Origin of the sequence: Sphingomonas sp. JUb134 (genome assembly GCF_004341505.2) — a bacterium.
Taxonomy (GTDB): domain Bacteria; phylum Pseudomonadota; class Alphaproteobacteria; order Sphingomonadales; family Sphingomonadaceae; genus Sphingomonas.
The window spans coordinates 2,557,905-2,578,116 of sequence record NZ_SLYP02000001.1; the positions used below are offsets into that span (position 1 = coordinate 2,557,905).

Annotated in this window: 17 protein-coding genes; 7 read left to right on the forward strand and 10 right to left on the reverse strand. The window is 69.5% G+C overall.

Features of this window, described 5'->3' with window-relative positions; translation table 11 throughout:
- Positions 1-74: 74 nt before the first annotated feature.
- The 5 genes from EDF69_RS11835 to EDF69_RS11855 all read left to right on the forward strand — a co-directional run bounded on the left by EDF69_RS11835 (position 75) and on the right by EDF69_RS11855 (position 3,567).
- Positions 75-1,142 carry a COX15/CtaA family protein gene (locus EDF69_RS11835; RefSeq protein WP_132881911.1) on the forward strand — a complete coding sequence of 356 codons (1,068 nt, stop codon included), beginning with the start codon at positions 75-77 and terminating at the stop codon, positions 1,140-1,142.
- Entirely contained in the window at positions 1,139-1,453 is a 315-nt protein-coding gene (gene cutA / locus EDF69_RS11840) for a divalent-cation tolerance protein CutA (RefSeq protein WP_132881910.1), read from the forward strand. Before EDF69_RS11835 ends, cutA begins: the two co-directional genes overlap by 4 nt.
- Positions 1,454-1,609: 156 nt before the next feature.
- The gene (gene rplM / locus EDF69_RS11845; RefSeq protein ID WP_125960262.1) at positions 1,610-2,089 is read left to right on the forward strand and encodes a 50S ribosomal protein L13; all 480 of its coding nucleotides are present in this window, start codon (positions 1,610-1,612) and stop codon (positions 2,087-2,089) included.
- Positions 2,089-2,646 (forward strand): 30S ribosomal protein S9, encoded by a 558-nt coding sequence (gene rpsI, locus EDF69_RS11850; RefSeq protein ID WP_132881909.1) that lies wholly within the window; start codon positions 2,089-2,091, stop codon positions 2,644-2,646. Before rplM ends, rpsI begins: the two co-directional genes overlap by 1 nt.
- Positions 2,647-2,817: 171 nt before the next feature.
- On the forward strand, positions 2,818-3,567 hold the full coding sequence (locus tag EDF69_RS11855) for a class I SAM-dependent methyltransferase (protein ID WP_125960264.1): 750 nt from the start codon (positions 2,818-2,820) through the stop codon (positions 3,565-3,567).
- 56 nt (positions 3,568-3,623) lie between these two features.
- Here the strand turns inward: EDF69_RS11855 and EDF69_RS11860 are convergent, their stop codons facing one another.
- From EDF69_RS11860 to EDF69_RS11870, 3 genes are all read right to left on the reverse strand, one after another.
- Entirely contained in the window at positions 3,624-4,403 is a 780-nt protein-coding gene (locus EDF69_RS11860) for a metallophosphoesterase family protein (RefSeq protein WP_132881908.1), read from the reverse strand.
- Positions 4,404-4,481: 78 nt separating this feature from the next.
- Positions 4,482-6,143: an amidohydrolase gene (locus EDF69_RS11865; protein WP_339538399.1), complete on the reverse strand. Its 1,662-nt coding sequence runs from the start codon at positions 6,141-6,143 to the stop codon at positions 4,482-4,484.
- 8 nt (positions 6,144-6,151) lie between these two features.
- Entirely contained in the window at positions 6,152-7,015 is an 864-nt protein-coding gene (locus EDF69_RS11870) for an NAD(P)-dependent oxidoreductase (RefSeq protein WP_132881906.1), read from the reverse strand.
- Between the two features lie 182 nt (positions 7,016-7,197).
- On the opposite strand from EDF69_RS11870, the gene EDF69_RS11875 reads away from it, so the two are divergent.
- Positions 7,198-7,977, forward strand: a complete 780-nt coding sequence (locus EDF69_RS11875; protein ID WP_132881905.1) for an arginyltransferase — start codon at positions 7,198-7,200, stop codon at positions 7,975-7,977.
- Between the two features lie 25 nt (positions 7,978-8,002).
- Here the strand turns inward: EDF69_RS11875 and EDF69_RS11880 are convergent, their stop codons facing one another.
- The 4 genes from EDF69_RS11880 to EDF69_RS11895 form a co-directional block, all read right to left on the reverse strand.
- On the reverse strand, positions 8,003-8,818 hold the full coding sequence (locus EDF69_RS11880) for a transglutaminase family protein (protein WP_132881904.1): 816 nt from the start codon (positions 8,816-8,818) through the stop codon (positions 8,003-8,005).
- Positions 8,818-9,753: an alpha-E domain-containing protein gene (locus tag EDF69_RS11885; protein WP_204991449.1), complete on the reverse strand. Its 936-nt coding sequence runs from the start codon at positions 9,751-9,753 to the stop codon at positions 8,818-8,820. The genes EDF69_RS11880 and EDF69_RS11885 overlap by 1 nt, the downstream gene beginning before the upstream one ends.
- A 10-nt stretch (positions 9,754-9,763) precedes the next feature.
- Positions 9,764-11,263 carry a circularly permuted type 2 ATP-grasp protein gene (locus EDF69_RS11890; RefSeq protein ID WP_132881902.1) on the reverse strand — a complete coding sequence of 500 codons (1,500 nt, stop codon included), beginning with the start codon at positions 11,261-11,263 and terminating at the stop codon, positions 9,764-9,766.
- A gap of 135 nt (positions 11,264-11,398) precedes the next feature.
- Positions 11,399-13,417 carry a protein-disulfide reductase DsbD family protein gene (locus EDF69_RS11895; RefSeq protein ID WP_132881901.1) on the reverse strand — a complete coding sequence of 673 codons (2,019 nt, stop codon included), beginning with the start codon at positions 13,415-13,417 and terminating at the stop codon, positions 11,399-11,401.
- A gap of 85 nt (positions 13,418-13,502) precedes the next feature.
- Here EDF69_RS11895 and EDF69_RS11900 point away from each other — a divergent pair, with 85 nt between their 5' ends.
- The gene (locus tag EDF69_RS11900) at positions 13,503-15,179 is read left to right on the forward strand and encodes an alkaline phosphatase family protein (RefSeq protein ID WP_132881900.1); all 1,677 of its coding nucleotides are present in this window, start codon (positions 13,503-13,505) and stop codon (positions 15,177-15,179) included.
- A 228-nt stretch (positions 15,180-15,407) separates the two neighbouring features.
- On the opposite strand, the gene EDF69_RS11905 is transcribed toward EDF69_RS11900, so the two are convergent.
- Genes EDF69_RS11905 through EDF69_RS11915 form a run of 3 tightly spaced genes read right to left on the reverse strand, consistent with a single transcriptional unit; the run spans position 15,408 to position 20,195 of the window.
- A complete protein-coding gene (locus EDF69_RS11905; RefSeq protein WP_132881899.1) occupies positions 15,408-18,086 on the reverse strand; it encodes a valine--tRNA ligase in 2,679 nt (892 codons plus the stop codon).
- Between the two features lie 57 nt (positions 18,087-18,143).
- The gene (locus EDF69_RS11910; RefSeq protein ID WP_239555453.1) at positions 18,144-18,584 is read right to left on the reverse strand and encodes a DUF2497 domain-containing protein; all 441 of its coding nucleotides are present in this window, start codon (positions 18,582-18,584) and stop codon (positions 18,144-18,146) included.
- 42 nt (positions 18,585-18,626) lie between these two features.
- The gene (locus tag EDF69_RS11915) at positions 18,627-20,195 is read right to left on the reverse strand and encodes a TolC family outer membrane protein (protein WP_132881898.1); all 1,569 of its coding nucleotides are present in this window, start codon (positions 20,193-20,195) and stop codon (positions 18,627-18,629) included.
- Positions 20,196-20,212 lie beyond the last annotated feature (17 nt).

Genomic DNA, 20,212 nt, shown 5'->3' on the forward strand with positions numbered 1-20,212 from the left:
ATTTTGATTTTTTCCGCTGCGACCGGCGTGGCCGCGGCATCGACGCGCACGGCCGGTGGGCGTAGAGCAGGCGCATGGCACACAGCCCCTCGATCGCGCCCGACGTCGTGGCGCCCACCGCCCGCCCTTCCCGCCCTGCCGCGATCGCCACCTGGCTGCTCGCCGTCGCCGGACTGATCGTCGTCATGGTGGTGGTGGGCGGCATCACCCGCCTGACCGAGTCGGGATTGTCGATCACCGAGTGGAAGCCGCTGACCGGCATCGTCCCGCCGCTGAACGCCGAGCAGTGGCAGGCCGAGTTCGACAACTACAAGCGCATCCCGGAATATCAGCAGCTCAACCAGGGCATGACGCTGGCCGGCTTCCAGGCGATCTTCTTCTGGGAATATCTCCATCGGCTCCTCGGGCGGCTGATCGGCGTCGCCTTTGCCCTGCCGCTGCTGTGGTTCGCCGTGCGGCGCGCGATCCCGCGCGGCTATGGCTGGCGGCTGGTGGCGCTGCTGGCGCTGGGCGGGCTGCAGGGTGCGATCGGCTGGTGGATGGTCGCTTCGGGCCTCGTCGAGCGGACCGACGTCAGTCACTTCCGCCTGGCGACTCACCTGCTGACCGCGCTCTTCATCCTGGCCGGGCTGGTGTGGACCGCGCTCGACCTGCGCAACCTGGCGCGCGATCCGGGCGCGCGGCCGGCACGGCTGACCGGCGCCGGGCTGCTGGTCGGGCTGGTGCTGTTCGTGCAGCTGGTGTTCGGCGCCTTTACCGCCGGGCTGAACGCCGGCCTGGTCACCAACGAGTGGCCGCTGATGAACGGCCGCTTCTTCCCCGAAGGCGTGCTGCAGCATCGCAGCCTGGGCGACGCGCTGCTCAACGACCCGTTCCTGATCCACTTCGTGCATCGCTGGTGGGCATGGGTGACGGTGGCGGCGCTAGTGGTGCTGGCGCGGCTCGCCCGGCGCGCGGGCGACCGCCGCGCCTCGATCGCGATCCACAGCGCGTTCGGCGTCCAGATCCTGCTCGGCATCGCGACCGTGATGACGAGCGTGAACATCCCCCTCGCCGCCCTCCACCAGCTCGTCGGCGCGCTGCTGGTGGCAAGCGTCGCCTGGGGCGCGCATGCGATCGGCCGACGCCCTTGGCGCGCATGAGCCGGATCGCGCTGCTCCAGGCGACCTTCGCCGATGCCGCCGAGGCGGAGCGGATCGGCCGGGCGGTGGTCGAGGAACGGCTCGCGGCCTGCGCGAACCTGCTCGCGCCCTGCACGTCGATCTATCGCTGGCAGGGCGCGGTCGAGACGGCGTCCGAGGTGCCGGCGCTGTTCAAGACGCGGCCGGACCTGGTGGAAACGCTCGCCGCCCGGATCGCCACCCTCCACGGCTACGACCTGCCGGCGATCGAGTGGTGGAGCGCGGAGGCGTCCGCCGCGGTGGTTGACTGGGTAGCGCGCGAAACCGGCTGAGCCACGCCTGCTGGTATTATAATACCCGTCAGCAAAGCCGCGGTTTGCTTGACTTTGCGCAGCCCCTCGCGCATTCGGCCCCTCGTTCGCGCCGCTCCTGGAATCGGTGGCGGCGTGTTGCATGGTGCAACGACCCAGCAAAGAGGTCTCAAGCCTATGAAGGCGCTGATGAAGACCACCAAGTCGGCCAAGCCGCACGAGGTGGAGAAGAAGTGGCATATCGTCGATGCCGAAGGCCTGGTGGTCGGTCGCGCGGCGACGATCATCGCCAATGTTCTGCGTGGCAAGCACAAGACGAGCTTCACCCCGCACGTCGATTGCGGCGACAACGTCGTCGTCATCAACGCGGACAAGGTGCGGTTCACCGGCCGCAAGCTGACGCAGAAGCTCTACTACAAGCACACCGGCTATGCTGGTGGTCTTAAGGAAGTGCGCGCGGACAAGATCCTCGAGGGTCGTTTCCCGGAGCGCATCCTGGAGAAGGCGGTCGAGCGCATGATCCCGCGCGGCCCGCTCGGCCGCCAGCAGATGCGCAACCTGCGCATCTACAAGGGCACCGAGCACCCGCACGAGGCCCAGAACCCCGAAGTCCTCGATATCGCGGGCATGAACCGCAAGAACAAGGTGGGCGCCTGATGTCTGACAATCGCCAGTCCCTTTCCGACCTGGCCAGCCTGACGCAGCAGGCCCCGGCCGCTCCGCAGCAGCAGGACGCCGCTCCCGCCGCGGCTCCGGCCCCCGACGCGACTGCACCCGAGGCTCCGGCCCTGCCGACCACGCCGCTGCGCGCGCAGGAGATCGACAAGTACGGTCGCGCCTATGCCACCGGCCGCCGCAAGGACGCGGTTGCTCGCGTCTGGCTGAAGCCGGGTTCGGGCAAGATCACGATCAACGGTCGTGACCAGGAAGTCTATTTCGCGCGTCCGACGCTGCGTCTCGTCATCAACCAGCCGTTCGGCGTTGCCGAGCGTGAAGGTCAGTATGACGTGATCTGCACCGTCAAGGGCGGCGGTCTGTCCGGCCAGGCCGGTGCTGTGAAGCATGGCATCAGCCAGGCGATCACCCGCTACGAGCCGGTGCTGCGCGCGCCGATCAAGGCCGCCGGGTTCCTGACCCGCGACAGCCGCGCCGTCGAGCGTAAGAAGTACGGCAAGGCGAAGGCCCGTCGCAGCTTCCAGTTCTCGAAGCGCTAAGCGACAGCTCATCGCATTTGGAAGGGCGGTCCCCGTGCGGGGCCGCCCTTTTTATTTGCCCGGTCATGATCGGGTGGTAGCAGCCCGCCGCCAGTCGCGTGAAAGGACCCGTGTGCCGACCCTGACGATCCCGCCCCTTCTCCGGCGCCTGCCGGCCCGGAGCCGCACCGCATGACTTCCCGCGAGACGACATCCTTCCTGCCGCTCGCCCATGCCGATGGATGGCAGGACGATCTCAACCGGACGGTGCTGGAGACGCTGAAGACGATCGGCTTCGCGCTGATCCAGTGGCCGTGGCTGCTGCGCAGCCTGTCCGGCGGATCCGATGCGGCCAAGGCCGCGCTGCTCGCGGACCTCGAGCTCGCCCCCGACGCGCTGCCCAACCTGGGCAGCTGGAAGGCGGATACCGGCTATCTCTCGCTGATCGTCGACCACATCAAGTCGACGCATCCGCAAAGCGTCGTCGAGCTCGGCTCGGGTGCGTCGAGCCTGGTGACGGCAAAGGCCTTGCAGCTTCACGGCGGCGGCCGTCTCACCAGCCTGGACCAGCATGCCGATTTCGTGCGCGCGACGCTCGGCTGGCTGCACGACCATGGGGTGGACGCGGCGCTGCACGCCGTACCGCTGCGCCCCGCCCCCAAGGACTGGCATGGCGTCTGGTACGACACCAGCCCGGTGCCGGACCGGATCGACCTGCTGCTGATCGACGGCCCGCCCTGGACGATCCACCCCTATGTGCGGGGTGCCGCGGAGACGCTGTTCAAGCGGATGCCGGTGGGCGGGACCGTGCTGCTCGACGATGCCGCGCGTCCCGGCGAACGGGTGATCGCCGCGCGCTGGCGCCGGCGCTGGCCGAACTTCCGCTTCGAACTGGTCAATCGCGGTACCAAGGGGACGCTGATCGGCACGCGCGTTTGGTGAGCAGACCGAAGTAGTCCCCGGCACCGCGGAGTGCGGGTGGGCTGAGGTGGGCCGCCTCAGCCCACCGGCTCGGCGGCGACTTGCGGCTCGGTCACGGTATAGTCCGCCTCGCCCATGCGCCGGGCGATCGTCTCGAACTTGCCGTCCTGGATGCGGATCTCGTTGAACGAGGGCGGGTTGTCGCGGGTTCGCACCGACAGCGTTCCCGCGCCCACCAAGCGGATCGTGCGGCCGTTGACGACCTCCTCCACGTCGAAGGGGTCGTGGACGTGCCCCGAGAGCACCGCATCGACGCCCGCCGCCGCCAGCGCCTCCAGCGCCTCCCGGCCGTGGCGCGTCTTGCCGGTCGAGCGGGTGCCCGCCTCGATCAGCGGGTGGTGGGCCGCCACGAACACCAGGTCGCCCTTCGGCACGGCATCGAGCAGCCCGAGCGACGCCTGCAGCGCCTTTTTGCCGACGAAGCCCTTCGACCAGTTGAACCGCATCTGGAAGCGGGCGGTGGTCTTGAGCGGCACCACGGTGATGCCCCGGATGTCGAGCGGCTGCTCGATGACGCGTTCGAGCTGCTTGTAGCGGTGGTATGGCATCAGGAAACGCGCGAAGGGGTTGAAGTACGGCAGGTCATGGTTGCCGACCTCCACCGTGGTCGGCCGTTGCAGCCCCTCCAACCATGCCGAGGCCTGCTCGAACTCGCGGGACCGCGCGCGCATCGTCAGGTCGCCGGTCATGATGATCGCGTCCGGCTTTTCCGCCTTCACCGCGCGATCGAACCAGGCCACGGCGGCCCGGTCCTCCGCGCCGAAATGGACGTCGCTGACGTGAAACAGCCGGATCATGCCTTCTCCTCCGCTGGCCCGCTGGGGGGTGGGGCGCGCCGCCCCTACCCCCAACGAACGCACGAGAAGGCAGATGGGTCAGCGAGGCGACGAGCCCGAGCCGCTCCACATTTTTTCACCGCCGACCCAGGTCTCCAGCACGCGGGTTTCGCGCAGCGCCTCGGGCGTCGCTTCGCTCGGGTCGCGATCGACGATCAAGAAGTCGGCGCGCATGCCGGGCGCCAGGGTGCCGAAGCGCTTTTCGGCAAAGCCCGCATAGGCCGCATCGCTGGTGAAGCCGCGCCACGCCTCCAGCCGGCTGACCGCTTCCTGCGGCTGCCACCCACCGGGCGGCTGGCCCTGCGGATCCTGGCGCGTGAAGGCGGCCGCCCAGCCGACGAAGGGGTTCGGGTTCTCCACCGGATAGTCGGAGCCGAAGGCGATGTGGCCGCTCTGCTTGAGCAGGCTCGCCCAGGCATAGGCGCCGGCGAGCCGGTCCGGCCCCAGGCGGGCCTCGACCATCAGGCGGTCCGACGTCTGGTGCACCGGCTGCATCGAGGGGATGATGCCGTTCCGGCCGAAGCGCGGCAGGTCGACGGGGTCGACGATCTGCGCATGCTCGATGCGCCAGCGGCGATCGTCCTTGTAGGTCGAGCCGATCTCCTCGATCGCGTCGAGCGCCTGGGTGTTGGCGCGATCCCCGATCGCGTGGATCGCGATCTGGAAGCCGTCCATCGCGCCGCGGCTCATCAGGTTGAGCAGCTGGTCGTCGGCAAGGAAGCCGAGGCCGGTCTCCTTGGCGGCATCGGCATAGGGCCGCTTGAGCCAGGCGCCGCGCGAGCCGAGTGCGCCATCGGCATAGAGCTTGATGCCGCCCATGCGCAGCTTGTCCGCATAGAGCCAGGGCGTCGGTGCGTTGCCGCCGACCTGGAGCGCCACGTCGACGCCGGCCGAATAGCTCATGATGCGCACGCGCAGCTGGCCGATGTCGCCCATGCGGCGGAAGGTCAGCCAGTCGTCGAGGGTGGTGCCCATGTCCGCGGTCGCGGTGATGCCGTTCGACAGCAGCAGTTCCTGCGCCTTGAGGAACGCGGCGTTGCGCTCCCGCGGCGACGGCTTCGGCACATGGCTGTCGACCAGCGACATCGCCGCATCGACCAGCACGCCGCTCGGCTGGCCGTTCGGCAGCTTCTCGATGCGGCCGCCCGCCGGGGCGACCGTCTTTGCGGTGATGCCTGCCGCCTTCAATGCGGCCGAGTTGACCCACACGGCGTGTCCGTCGGCGCGGGCGAGCACCACCGGCTTGTCGCGATAGGCGACGTCGAGGTCAGCCGCGGTCGGGAAGCCCTGGCCCCAGACTTCCTGGTTCCAGCCGCCCCCGACGATCCAGGGGCGGTTGCTGTTCGCCTGGGCGTAATGCGCGATCGCTGCCTGCGCCTCCGCCAGCGAGCGGGTCTTCGACAGATCGAGCTGGAGCGCGCGGAAGCCCAGTTCCATGAAGTGGCCGTGCGCGTCGATCATGCCGGGGATCAGCACCCGCCCCTTCATGTCGCTGCGCCAGTCGAGCTTTTCCGGCCGCTTGTCGCCCTTCTTGAGCAGCTTGGTGATCTTGCCGTTCGGCCCGATCAGCACGCCGACAAAACGCACGACATTGCCGCGTGCGTCGAGGGCGACACCGTTGACGTTCTCGACCAGCGCGTCGGCATGGGCCGGTGCCGTGGCGAGCAGCGAGGCGAGGAACGCCGCGGTCCAGCGCTTCACGGGGAGGCTCACTTGGCGAGCCTCCGCACCAATGCGCTCGTGTCCTGGCGGCCGCCCCCCATCTTCTGCACCTCGCCATACCATTGGTCGACCAGGGCCGAGACCGGCAGGCTCGCGCCGTTGCTGCGCGCTTCTTCGAGCGCGAGGCCGAGGTCCTTGCGCATCCAGTCGATGGCGAAGCCGAAGTCGAACTGGTCCTCCGCCATGGTCCCCCAGCGGTTGACCATCTGCCAGCTCTGCGCGGCGCCGCCGGAGATGGCGTCGAACACCTTGGCGAGATCGAGATCGGACGCCTGGGCAAAGCGCAGCGCCTCGCTCAGGCCGCCCAGCACGCCGGCGATGCAGATCTGGTTGACCATCTTGGTCGTCTGCCCCGCGCCCGCAGCCCCGACATGGACGATGCGCGCGGCATAGCTCTGGAAGATCGGCTCGGCCGCCGTCATCGCCTCGGGCGCGCCGCCGCACATGATCGACAGCGCACCCTTCTCAGCGCCCGCCTGGCCGCCGGATACGGGCGCATCGAGCACCAGCAGGCCGCGTGCTTCGCCCGCGCTCGCCAGACGACGTGCGATCGCGGCGGAGACGGTGGTGTGGTCAGCAAACAGCGCGCCGGGGCGCATCGCGGCAAAGGCGCCATCGGCGCCGAGCGTGACCTGCTCCAGGTCCGCATCGTTGCCGACGCAGGCGAGCACCGCGTCCGCGCCCTCGGCTGCCCCGGCAGGGGAGCCGGCGACGCTGCCGCCGTGCTGCTCGGCCCAGGCGTCCGCCTTGGCGCGGGTGCGATTGTAGACGGTGACCTCGTGCCCGGCGCGCACCAGATGCCCCGCCATCGGGGCGCCCATGACGCCCATGCCGATGAATGCGATCTTCATGGCCGCCGCATAGGGTTTTGCGCGGCACCACGCCAGCGGCGTCGCAGCGATTTGCCGGCTCCGGCGACGTGTTTCAGTTTGCGACGCCGTTTTGATGGTAAACGACTTTGCATCTGGCGGCCGCACGTTCCATAAACCCGCTTCAGGACAAATCCGCGGAACGGCGGTGGAAGGGTCGAGAGGTGACAGCTCCGTTTCGGTTTCCGCGTTTCTTCGTCACCAGTCCCTCGCCCTGCCCCTATCTGCCCGATCGGCAGGAGCGAAAGGTATTCACCGAACTGACCGGTCCCCATGCGGGCGAACTCAACGATGCGCTCGGCCGCATCGGGTTTCGCCGCAGCCAGTCGGTCGCCTACCGCCCTAGCTGCGGTAGCTGCACCGCATGTGTTTCGGTGCGGGTGGTCGCAGGCGAGTTCCAGCTGAACGCGACCCAGCGCAAGCTGCGGCGGCGCTACAGCGACCTGGTGGTCACCGCCTGCCGGCCCTGGGCCACCGACGAGCAGTTCCAGTTGCTGCGCCGCTATCTCTCCGCACGGCATCCGGGCGGCGGCATGACGATGATGGACGAGAGCGACTATGCCGACATGGTCGAGCAGACGCCCGTCAACTCGCACATCATCGAATATCGCGAGCCGAGCGTCGACGGGCGGCCGGGGCCGCTGGTGGGCGCCTGCATCACAGACCAGCATGCGGACGGGCTGTCGATGATCTACAGCTTCTTCCGTACCGACGATGCGTCGCGTCCGGGGTTGGGCACCTACATCATCCTGGACCACATCCTGCGCGCGCGGGCGACGGGCCTCCCCTATGTGTATCTCGGCTATTGGGTGAAAGGGTCGGCGCGCATGGCGTACAAGACCCGCTACCGCCCGCTCGAGGCATTGGGACCGGCCGGGTGGACGCGGCTGGAGGACATGGAAACCGTGCCCGCGGCTCCCCTGGAGGCAGCTGTCCTCGCCTGACCTTCCGCGGGCGGGGCGTCCCGGCTCAGCCTTCGCGGCCGAGCAGGCCGATCGCCACGTCCACGTCGAGTTCCTCGTCGCCATGGCCGATGCGCGTACCGGAGATCGGCGCCGCCCCAGCGCTGTCGAGAGCGGCGGCGACCCGGACATAGTCGAGGCCTGGAGCTCCGCCGACGGTGGGATCAAGCATCTGCCACCCCTGCCCGTCTAGGAACACCTCCGCCCAGCCATGCGGCGCCGGACGCTCGCGGCGGGCGCAGCCGCCGAGGCTGTATCCCGAGACATAGCGCGCCGGCAGGCCGATCGCACGCAGGCAGCCGACCAGCACCTGCGCCAGATCACGGGGACTCGCGCGATCCCCGGCAAAGGCGTCCGCGGCCGGCAGCACGCCATCGCCGCGGCGGCGTTCGATGGCGAAGCGGCCGTGCAGCGCCTCGGCAATCCGGGCCGCGCGCGCGTCGTCCGACCCGCTCCCCGCAACCTCCTGCGCGAATGCGGTCATGGCGGCATCCGCCGCCGACAGCAGCGTGGTGCGGAGATAAAAGGCGGGTGGCAGCGGTTCGCCCGCGCCGTCGAGGCGTCGGGGAGTCTCGCTCAGCAGCACTTCGCCCGAGATGGTGATGCCGATCGTCTCCAGCGGCCCCTCGGCATAGAGCATGCGCGTGAGGTTGCCGTAGCCGTCGCGGCTCTCGCGCAGGCGCGCGTCGCAATCCACGTCGATCCGCCAGGCGACCACCGTCTGGTTGACCGTGTCGTCCGGGAACATGCGCAGCAACTGTACCACCCGCGCCTGCGGCTCGGTGAAGCGGTAGCGGCTGTGGTGCTCGACCTCGATACGCATCAGATGAACCGGAACTGGCGGGCGATCGCGGCGTCCAGCATCGCATTCTCCCGGATGAAGGCGGTCAGATACTCATGGAGACCGCTGACGATGACCTCGTCCGCGCGCGTCTTCTGCATGCGCGCGAGCCGCGTGCGCGCCATGCGATCGGCCTCCCCCTGCAAGCCGGCACGCTTGCCGAGCAGGTTGAGCATCTCCACGGTCTCTGCCACGCAGGCGGCAAGGCTGCGCGGGACCTCGCCGCGCGACAGCAGCAGCTCGATCACCAGGCTCGGCCGCAGCCCTTCGTTGTACAGCCAGCGATAGGCGGTGACGGCCGAGACGGTCTGGAGGATGGTGGTCCACTGGTCGCGATCGACCGGGCCGCCGACCTTCTCACCTTCCGGCAGCAGCAGGTGGTACTTCACGTCGATCAGCCGCGCGGTGTTGTCGGCACGCTCGATCGCGGCGCCCAGCTGGATGAACCAGGTCGCCTCGTTCTTCATCATGCGGTGAACGGCGCCCTCGAAGCCGCGCGTCTCCGCCTTGATCGCTTCGACCAGGCTCAGCACCTCGGCGGGCGCGTCGCCGCCGGTCGGCGTGTTGAACTGCAACCAGGCGCGGTTGATCGCCGAGAAGGCGTCGCGGGTGAGCGCGGTGCGGACAGCCTTGGCGTTGTTGCGCGCCACATCCAGGCACCAGAGGATCGAACCCGGGTGGCTGCGGTCGCAGGTGAGGAAGCGGGCGACATGCGCCTGCGTCACCGGCAGGCCGGTCTCGGCGAACGCATCCTCGGTATAGGTGACGCTGAGCGCGCTCGCCCAGGCCGCATCGCCCGCCGGGCGGGCGGAGAGCGCGTCGAGGCGGACCGTCGCCTCCACGAGCCGCGCGATGAAGTCGGCGCGCTCGACATAGCGGCCGAGCCAGTAGAGCGACGCCGCGGTGCGGGAAAGCATCGCCATCGCGTCAGCCCTCGCCCTGCATCTGGGTCATGCCACCCTGGCCCTGCTGCTGCTGGCTCACACCGGGTGCGGGGTTGTCGGGGAGCAGCACGAAGCTGTCCTTGGTGCCGCCGCCCTGGCTGGAGTTCACCACCAGCGATCCTTCCCGGAGCGCGACGCGGGTAAGGCCGCCCGGTACGACCTTCACACCCTGGCTTCCGGTGAGAACAAAGGGGCGGAAGTCGACGTGGCGGGGGCTCAGCCCCTTGTCGGTCATGGTCGGCACGGTGGAAAGCGCGAGCGTCGGCTGGGCGATATAGCGATGCGGCTCGGCGATGAGCGCGGCGCGGAACGCCTCGATCTCGGCGCGGCTGGCGGTGGGGCCCACCAGCATGCCGTAGCCGCCGGAGCCGTCCACCAGCTTCACCACCAGCTGATCGAGATCGTCGAGCACGTACTTCAGCGCCTGCGGCTCGCGGCAGCGCCAGGTCTCGACGTTCGGGAGCAGCGGCTCGCCGCCCGAATAGAAGCGCACGATCTCCGGCATGTAGCTGTAGATCGCCTTGTCGTCGGCGATGCCGTTGCCCGGCGCGTTGATGAGGGTGACGTTGCCGGCGCGATATGCAGCCATGATGCCGGGCACCCCCAGCATCGAATCCGGTCGGAACACCAGCGGGTCGAGGAAGTCGTCGTCGATGCGTCGGTAGATCACGTCCACCTTCACCCGGCCGGCGATGGTCTGCATGTAGACCACGTCGTCGTCGACCAGCAGGTCGGCGGCCTCGACCAGTTCGATGCCCATCGAATCCGCCAGGAAGCTGTGCTCGTAATAGGCGGAGTTGAAGTGGCCGGGGGTGAGCACGACGCAAACGGGATTGCGCCCGCAGCCGTTCGGGCTCACCGAGCGCATCGTCTCCAGCAGCAGGTCCGGATAGCTGTCGACCGGCGCAATGCGCATCTGGCGGAACAGCTCCGGACACAGGCGGATCATCGCCTCGCGGTTCTCCAGCATGTAGGAGACGCCGGAGGGGGTGCGGGCATTGTCCTCCAGCACCCAGAACTCGTCTGGCCCGGTGCGCACCAGGTCGATGCCGCAGATGTGCGCCCACACGTCGTGCGGCGGGCGGATGCCGACCACTTCGGCGCGGAACTGGGGATTGCCCCAGATCAGCTCGGGCGGAAGGATGTTCTCCTTCAGGATGCGGCGTTCGCCATAGATGTCGTTCAGAAAGGCGTTGATCGCCTCGACCCGCTGGATCAGCCCGCGGGAAAGCCGCTCCCATTCGTCGGCCAGGAATGCCCGCGGCACGATATCGAACGGGATGATGCGCTCCGCCGCTTCACTCTCGCCATAGACGGCGAAGGTGATGCCCAGCTGGCGGAAGGTGGCTTCGGCCGATTGCAGCCTTCGACCAAGGTCGCGCTCCGGCGTCTCCCGCATCCAGCGCGCGAGCGCCTCCAGTTCCGGCCGTGGCGCCTGTGGTCCGCCATGGCCCCAAATCTCGTCGAATGCCGCCCTCTTCATCAACTTAGCTGAAGCTCCCGCAAGCAATATAGTTCCATGCTGGGACAGGTTTGTGCGGCGCACAAGACGAAAAGCTTCGTTCTAGTCGGGCGCGGACTAATCCGTGTAAGTTTTAGTTGGTCCGCTGTGGCTGGTTCAGTTCGGCAAGCTGGCCAGCATGTCCGCCGTCAGCAGTTGCGGGAGGACCTTCGGCGCTTCTGCGCCCGGCGTGTACCAGAGGTAGAGCGGCACGCCGGCGCGGCCATGCGCCTCCAGGAAGCGGCCGAGCGCCGGATCGCCGTCGGTCCAGTCGCCGACCAGAACCTGCACGCCCTTGGCTCGGAAGGCGTCGCGGACGCGGGCGGTCTCGATCGCCGTCTTCTCGTTGACCTTGCAGGTGACGCACCAGTCGGCGGTGAAATAGGCGAACACGGGCTTGCCCGTCCCGCGGTGTTCGGCGAGCCGGGCTTCGCTGAACGGTTCGGTGCCGGCGACGGCGGCCTCGGCACGAGCGGGCGCGCGCTGGACGCTCACGATCGCGAGCCCTGCGACCAGCAGGGCCGGCAGCATCGGCCACCCGGCGCGGGGACGGCCGCTCGCCTGGCGAAGCCCGGTCCACCACAGCGCGAGGCCGAGCAACAACGCGGCGCCGAGGCCCCAGGCCATGCCGTCCACCCCCGCCTGCTGGCCGAGGATCCAGGCGAGCGCGAGCGCGGTCGCGAACATCGGCAGCGACAGGATGCGCTGGAGCCGCCCCGTCCAGGCGCCGGGGCGCGGCAGGCGGCGGCGCAGCGCGGGGACGAAGCCCAGCAGCAGGAACGGCAATGCCAGACCCAACCCGAGCCCGGCGAACACCGCGAGCGCCGCCAGCGTCGGCAGCACCAGCGCAGCGCCGAGCGCCGCCCCCAGGAACGGACCGGTGCAGGGCGTCGCGACAAAGGCGGCGAGCGCCCCGGTGGCGAACGCGCCGGCGGCCCCGCTCTCGCCGGCAAACCGCGGCGTCGGCAGGGTGAACAGCCCGGCGAGATTGAGCGCCACGCCGGTCACCAGCAGCAGCAGCAGCAGAATGACGCGGGGGTCCTGGAGCTGGAACGCCCAGCCGGCAGCGACACCCGCGGCGCGCAGGGCCAGCATCGCCCCGCCCAGCGCCAGGCACGTCACCAGCACGCCGGCTGTATAGGCCAGCGCCTCCTGCCGGGCGCCCCGCTCGGACCCGCCCGCCCGCGCCAGATGCAGCGCCTTGAGGCTCAGGATCGGGAAGACGCAGGGCATGACGTTGAGGATCAGGCCACCGGTGAGGGCCCCGAGCAGCGCCAGCAGGATGGTGCTGCCGTGCCCCCTTGGCTCCGCGACGGTGCCGGGTCGGGCGGAGACGGTGAACGCCTGGCCAGTGCCGGTCGCCAGCACGCCTTCGATCCGCTCGGGGGTAGCGCCTTCCGCAGCGTCGGTCTCGATCACCAGCAGGTCGCCGTCGCGCGCCACCCTTTGCGGTGCGCTGTAGGAAAGCGCACCCTTCGTGAGCGGATAGAAATAGGCGTCCGCCGCGCTTTGGCTCGCCGGGAAGGGAATGCCGATGCGGATACGCGCCGCCTGCCCCTCCTGTACGACCGCGAACTGCGCGGGAGAGCCGAGCGGCCGCGGCAGGGCCGCGCGCCACCGGTCGAACAGGGCGCGACGCTCCGGCGTGATGCGACCGTCGCCCACGGTGAGGTCGATGGCGAGATCGGCATGTTCGGGAACGCACAATTGCTCGGTGCAGACCAGGTAGTCGCTGCGCACCCGCACCGGCAGGCGGGTGCCGGGCGCAAGTCCCGCCGCCAGCTTCAGCCGCACGAGCTGGGCGAACGGCCCCTCATAAACATAGTTCATCAGCCCGGCGACGGTCAGCCGCTGGGGAACCGGGTAGAGCAGCGGCCCCGCCGTCATGCCTGCGGGGAGCGCCCAGTCGAGCCGGGTGGCGACGCCGGCGTCGCCGGGGTTCTGCCAATAGCCGTGCCAGCCCGGCTGCGGCGTGGAATCGAACGCCAGCGTGACCGTATCGCCAGCGGCAGGCGTCTCCGTCTCGGCGACCAGCCGGACGGCGATGTGCGGCCCTTGGTTCGGCGCCTGCGCGCGGGCGCCCACCGGGCCGAGCAGCGCCAGCACCGCCAGAAGCATGAAACAGAAGCGCGCCATCAACCTTCCTTGCCGCATCGGCTGCGATCGGGGATAGCCCTGTCCCATCCCGGATGCACCCCTGCCATTCTCAGGAGTTTAGTTCATGCGTCTTGTTCGTCCGCTCGCGTCGCTGATTGCGGCCGGCCTGCTCAGCAGCACCGCGATGGCACCGCTGCGCGCGCAGGAAGCCCCCGCGGCGCCAGCGGCCCCCGCTGCGGCGCCGACCACGCCCCCCAAGCTGATCGTCGCGATCTCGGTCGACCAGTTCTCCGCCAACCTCTTTGCCGAGTATCGCAATCGCTTCACCGGCGGCTTTGCGCGGCTGCTGGACGGTGCGGTGTTCCCCTCCGGCTACCAGAGCCATGCCGCGACCGAGACCTGCCCCGGCCACTCCACGATCCTGACGGGCTCGCGGCCCTATCGCACCGGCATCATGGCGAACGACTGGTACGACCAGAAGGCGGCCCGCGCGGACAAGAAGATCTATTGCGCCGAGGACGAGACGGTGCCGGGCAGCAACTCCGACGACTATACGGTCTCGGATCGCCACCTGAAGGTGCCGACGCTGGGCGAGCGGATGAAGAACGCCAATCCGGCCACCCGCGTCGTCTCCGTCGCCGGCAAGGATCGAGCGGCCGTGATGATGGGCGGCCACAAGGTGGACGAGCTGTGGTGGTGGGGCGGCAAGGGCTTCGTGTCCTATGCCGGCCGCACGATGCCCGCCGTGGTCCAACGGGCCAACGCCGCCGTCGCCGCGCAGATCGCCCGGGCCCAGCCGGCGCTTGAACTGCCGGCGTTGTGCCAGGCGCGTTCGCAGCCGATCCAGGTCGGCACCCGCACCGTCGGCACCGGCCGTTTCGAGCGGGCTGCGGGCGACACCAACGCCTTCCGTCGCTCGCCCGAGTTCGACGGGGCCGTGCTGGCGCTTGCCGCCGGGCTGATCCAGGACATGAAGCTCGGTCAAGGCGAGACCACCGACATCATCTCGGTCGGCGCTTCGGCCACCGACTATGTCGGCCACGGCTTCGGCACCGAAGGCAGCGAGATGTGCCTGCAGATGCTGTCGCTCGACCGCTCGCTCGGCGACTTCTTCGCGGTGCTGGACGCGACCGGCGTCGATTACCAGGTGGTGCTGACCGCCGACCATGGCGGCCAGGACATCGCCGAGCGCCACGCCATCCACGCCATGCCCGATGCGACGCGCCAGGGCGGCACGCTGGACGTGAAGGTGATCGGGCAGGAGATCGGCCGGAAGCTCGGGATCGCAGGCCCGGTGCTGCTGGGCGGCGTGAACGGCGACATCTGGTACGACATCAAGCTGACCGCAGCGCAGCGCGCCGCGGTGGAGCGCGAGGCGATCGCCCGGCTTTCCGCCAATCCGCAGGTGGAGACAGTCTTCACCCGCGCCCAGGTGCTGGCGACGCGGATGCCGGGCCACACCGACCCGCAGACCTGGTCGCTGCTGGAGCGCGCGCGCGCCTCCTTCGATCCGGAGCGTTCGGGCGACCTACTGGTGCCGCTCAAGCCGCGCGTCACGCCGGTGCCGCTGCCGGTGGGCTCCACCGTCGCCTCGCACGGCAGCTTCTGGGACTATGATCGGCGGGTGCCGATGCTGTTCTGGCGCAAGGGCATGACCCCGTTCGAGCAGCCGCTGGGGGTCGAGACGGTCGACATCCTGCCGACGCTCGCCGCGCTGATCCACCTGCCGGTGCCGGCGGGGGAGATCGACGGGCGGTGCCTCGACCTGGACGCGGGTCCGGGCGACAGCTGCCGGCGGTAATGGGAAGGGCGGCCCGAGGGGCCGCCCTTTTTGTTTGCCGGGCCCGCGCGTACGGAAGCAGGCGTCGAGCCCGCCGGTGCGGTGCTTGCGGCCCTGGGCTCCTGCCTTCGCAGGAGCTCTAGTCTTCAGCGGCGGAAGACGTACCCTCCACTAACCCGTGCTCCTGCGAAGGCAGGAGCCCAGGGCCAAGAGCGCTGGCGCCCGTGGCCCTGCTCCCGCAGCGGGATTTTAGCCGAGCCGGCCGAGTGCCGCCTGGAGGCGGGTTGCTTCCGCCTGCTTGTCCGCGTGGTCGGCGCGGGCCTTTTCCACCGCCTCCGGCTTGGCGCGTCCCACGAAGCTCGGGTTGTCGAGCCGGGCGGCAAGCGAGTCCCGCTCCTTCTCCGCCGCGGCGATCGCCTTGGTGAGGCGGGCGCGCTCGGCCTCCAGGTCGACGACGCCCTCCAGCGGCAGCACGAAGGTCGCCTCGTCCACCACGATCTGCAACGCGCCGCCGGCGGGAACCGCACCGGTCGCCACATCGACGCGGGCAAGGCGCGCGAGCACATTCCCCTGGGCCGCCAAGCGCTCGGCCGTCAGCGGCGAGGCATCGCGGACGTGGATCGGCAGGCGGGCACCCGGCGGCACGTTCAGCTCGGTGCGCGCGGCGCGCACTTCGCTCACCAGGCGGATCACCCAGTCGATCTCCTGGCTCGCCGCCGGATCGAGCGCGCGGGCGTCGGCGATCGGCCAGCGCGCGACGATCAGGTCGTTCGAGCGGGTGCCCATCGCATGCCACAGCTCTTCGGTGATGAAGGGCATGAACGGGTGGAGCATCACCAGGATCTGGTCGAGCACCCAGCCCGCGACCGCACGGGTCTCGTCGGCACCCTCGGCACCCTCGCCCTGCAACACCGGCTTGATGAGCTCGAGATACCAGTCGCAGAAGCGGCTCCACACGAACTGGTAGATCGCGTTGGCCGCGCCGTCGAAGCGCAGGTCGGCAAAGGCGAGGTCGACCGCCTGCACGCAGGCCACCGCCTCCGCCACGATCCACTTGTTGACCGCGAGCGTCGCTGCCGGCGGCTCCAGCGTGGTTGAGGCCCCAATGCCGTTCGCCTGAGCGAAGCGCGACGCGTTCCAGAGCTTGGTCGCGAAGTTGCGGTATCCCTCGACCCGCTTCTCATCCATTTTGATGTCGCGGCCCTGGCTTTCCATCGCCGCCATGAAGAAGCGCAGCGCGTCCGCGCCATAGCGGTCGATCAGGCCGAGCGGATCGACGGTGTTGCCCTTGGACTTGGACATCTTGGCGCCGTCGGCGGCGCGTACCAGCCCGTGCAGGTAGAGCTTGCGGAACGGCACATCGCCCATGAAGTGCAGCCCCTGCATCATCATGCGCGCATCCCAGAAGAACAGGATGTCGAAGCCCGAGATCAGCACGTCGTTGGAATAGCGCCCGCCGAGCGTCGGATCGGTGTTCTCCGGCCAACCCAGCGTCGCGAACGGCCACAGCGCCGAGGAGAACCAGGTGTCGAGCACGTCGGGATCGCGGGTGAGCGCGACGCCCTCACCCGCTTCCGCCTGCGCCGCTTCCTCCGTCTCGGCGACGAACACGCGGCCGTCTTCGGCAAACCACGCCGGGATACGGTGGCCCCACCACAGCTGGCGCGAGACGCACCACGGCTGGATGTTCTCCATCCAATTGAAATAGGTCTTTTCCCAGCTCTTGGGCACGATCTGGGTCTTGCCCGAGCGCACCGCCTCGATCGCGGGCTGGGCGAGAGTCTTGGCGTCGACATACCATTGGTCGGTCAGCCACGGCTCGATCACCACGCCCGAACGGTCGCCATAGGGCGTCTGGATCGTGCGCGGCTCGGCGTCGTGCTCGTTGCCGTCCTTGTCGACGTGGGGAACGAGGAAGCCCTCTTCCTTCAGCCGGGCGACGATCGCCTTGCGCGCCTCGAACCGGTCGAGGCCGAGCAGATCGGAGGGGATCAGCCCGTCGGCGGTCTGGGTGACCTCCGCCTTCGCATCGAGCATGTTGAGCATGTCGCGCGCCTCGATGCCGGCGCGGCGGCCGACCTCGAAGTCGTTGAAGTCGTGGCCCGGCGTGATCTTGACCGCGCCCGAGCCCAGCGCCGGATCGGCATGCTCGTCGCCCACGATCGGCACCAGCCGGCCGGTGATCGGCAGCCGCACCTGCTTTCCGATCAGCGCGGTGTAGCGCGGGTCCTCGGGATGCACCGCCACCGCCATGTCGGCGAGCAGCGTCTCCGGCCGGGTCGTGGCGACGCGGATCTCGCCCGATCCGTCCGCCAGCGGGTAGCGCAGGTGCCAGAAGCTGCCCTGCACTTCGCGCGTCTCGACCTCCAGGTCGCTGATCGCGGTGCCGAAATGCGGGTCCCAGTTCACCAGCCGCTTGTCGCGATAAAGCAGTCCGTCGCGGTGCAGCTGGACGAAGACCTTGAGGACGGCCTTCGAAAAGCCCTCGTCCATGGTGAAGCGCTCGTTGGCCCAATCCATCGAGCAGCCCAGGCGCCGCAGCTGGCCGGTGATGGCGCCGCCGCTCTCCGCCTTCCACTCCCAGACCTTGTCGACGAACGCCTCGCGGCCGAGATCGGTGCGCTTCACGCCTTCCTTGGCGAGGTTGCGCTCGACGACCATCTGCGTGGCGATGCCGGCGTGGTCGGTGCCGACGACCCAGCGTGCATCCTTGCCCTGCAACCGCGCGTGGCGGACCAGAATGTCCTGCAGCGTGTTGTCGAGCGCGTGGCCGATGTGGAGGCTGCCGGTAACGTTGGGCGGCGGGTTGACGATCGTCCAGGGCTCGGCGCCGGGCCGCTCGGGGCGGAACAGCCCCTGCTCTTCCCAATGCGCATACCAGCGCGTTTCGATGGCGGCGGGATCGAAGGTCTTTGCAAGCTCGGTCATGGCCGAGCGCATGGCGCAGCCACCGCGCGGACGCAAGCGCGCCCGCACGGGAGCGGCTTACTCGCGGCCGCTGATGCGGGCGATCTCGCGCGCGACCATCGCCTCGACGATCGCGGGCAGCTTTGCGTCGAGCCAGTCGCTGAGCATCGGACGCAGCATCTCGCGCACCAGGGCTTCGAGCGAGTCGGCGCCCGGGGCCTCGGGCTTCACCACCATCCGCGACAGGGCCTCGAGCGCGCCGCGGCTCGCCTCGGCAGCGCGCTCGGACAGGATCGTGGGGTCCGGTTCCGGAGCCGGGGCAGCCGGAGCGGCGGCGGCACGCTGGGGCAGCGGATCGCTCACGGCGTCCTTCAGCTCCAGCACCTCGTCCTCGTCGTCCTCGTCATAGACCGGGGTACGAACCGGCTTGCGGACGCGCGAGACGGGACCGTCGCCTTCCTCGGCGATGATCCGTTTGATCGACGAGAGGATGTCCTCCATCGACGTCTCGGTACTCATGTCCCCCACCGCGAACCTCATGGTTACCGTCTTCCTGACCGATCAGCTGTCGGGGTTTGCGCGATTGGTGTCAACGGGGCGCGTCGCTGCATCGCCACCCCTACGATTGGCGGCGTCGGCGCCGTCCGTGATGCCATAGGGGTTCACGTCGTGCCGCAGTTCCGGCTCGAGCTCGCGGGTGACGACCGGCGTCTGGGCGGGCGTGCCGACCGTCGTGGTGGCGACGGGCTTGGGCGCCGGATCGCTGTCCCAGTCCCAGATGCGGTTGCGTACCCGGCTGTAGTTGGTGGTGGGATCGTAGAGCGCGCCGCCGTCAAGCCCCAGGTCCTGCGCCTCCGCACGGCCCATCGCGGCCAGCAGCGCGAAGCCGGCGACATAGGCATCGCGCCGCGCCGACACGAGCTGGACCTGCGAGTTGAGCAGTTCCTGCTCGGCATTGAGGATGTCGAGGATGGTGCGCGTGCCGACGCTGTTCTCGGCGCGGACGCCCTCCAGCGACAGGCGGTTGGCGGAAACCTGCACTTCCGAGGACTCGATCACCCGCAGCGACGATTGCCAGGCGGCGAAGGCGGAGCGCGCGTCGGAAACGACTGCCCGCTCGACCTGCGTCACCCGCTCGATCGCGGAGCTCTCCACCGCCTGCGCGCGCCGGACCTGCGCGGCGGGGCCACCGCCCTGGAACAGCGGCACCGACAGTTGCAGGCCGGCCGTGACGGACGCGCCGTCCGGCGAGATGCGGATGCCGTTGATGTCGGGGATCGAGTTGAGGACGGTCGAATAGCTGCCGCCGCTCACCGCGGCCACCCGCGGAAGGCGGCTGGCGCGCGCGACGCGCACGTCGAAGCCGGCGGCGTCGCTCTCGCGCTGGGCCGCCTGGAGCGAGGGATTGTTGTCGACCGCGACCGACACCGCGCCCTGCGGGTTCCCCGGCAGGTTCGGCAGCTCGGGCGGGGGCGCCAGCGTGCCGGGAGGGGCACCCGTCACCTCGACGTAGTTTTCGCGGCTGGTGATCAGCTGTGCCTCGGCACTGCGAAGCTGCGACTGGGCCGAGGCGAGCCGTGCCTCCGACTGAGCGACGTCCGTACGGGTCAGGTCCCCGACCTCGAACCGGTCGCGCGAGGCCTGGAGGTTCACCTCCAGCACGCGGAGGTTCTGCTGGTTGAGGCGCACGATCGCCTCGTCCCGCAGCACGTCGTTATAGGCGGCGACCACCTGGGTGAACACGTTCGCCTCGACGCTGCGCAGGTTCGCGCGCCCCGCCTCCACCCGTCGCTCGGCCGCACGCACCGAGTTGCGCACCGCGCCGCCGCTGTAGAGCGGCACCGACAGGTTGACCCCCGCTGCCGCCGTCCGCTGCGGCTGGGCGATGCTGTTGTTCGCCGTGTTGAGCACGTTCTCGCTATACGAGCCGTCGGCGCTCAACTGCGGAAGGCCGGAGGCACGCGCCAGCGGCACCCCCTCGTCGGTGGCGCGCAGGTTTGCGCGCTCTCCGGTCAATTGCGGGTTGCTGCTGTAGGCGCGCACCAGCGCCTCGCGCAGCGTCTCCGCCTGGGCGGACGACGCCGCACAGGCAATGAGACTGACCCCGGCGATCCAACGAAACGCGCGCATACTCCCCCCCCATGGTT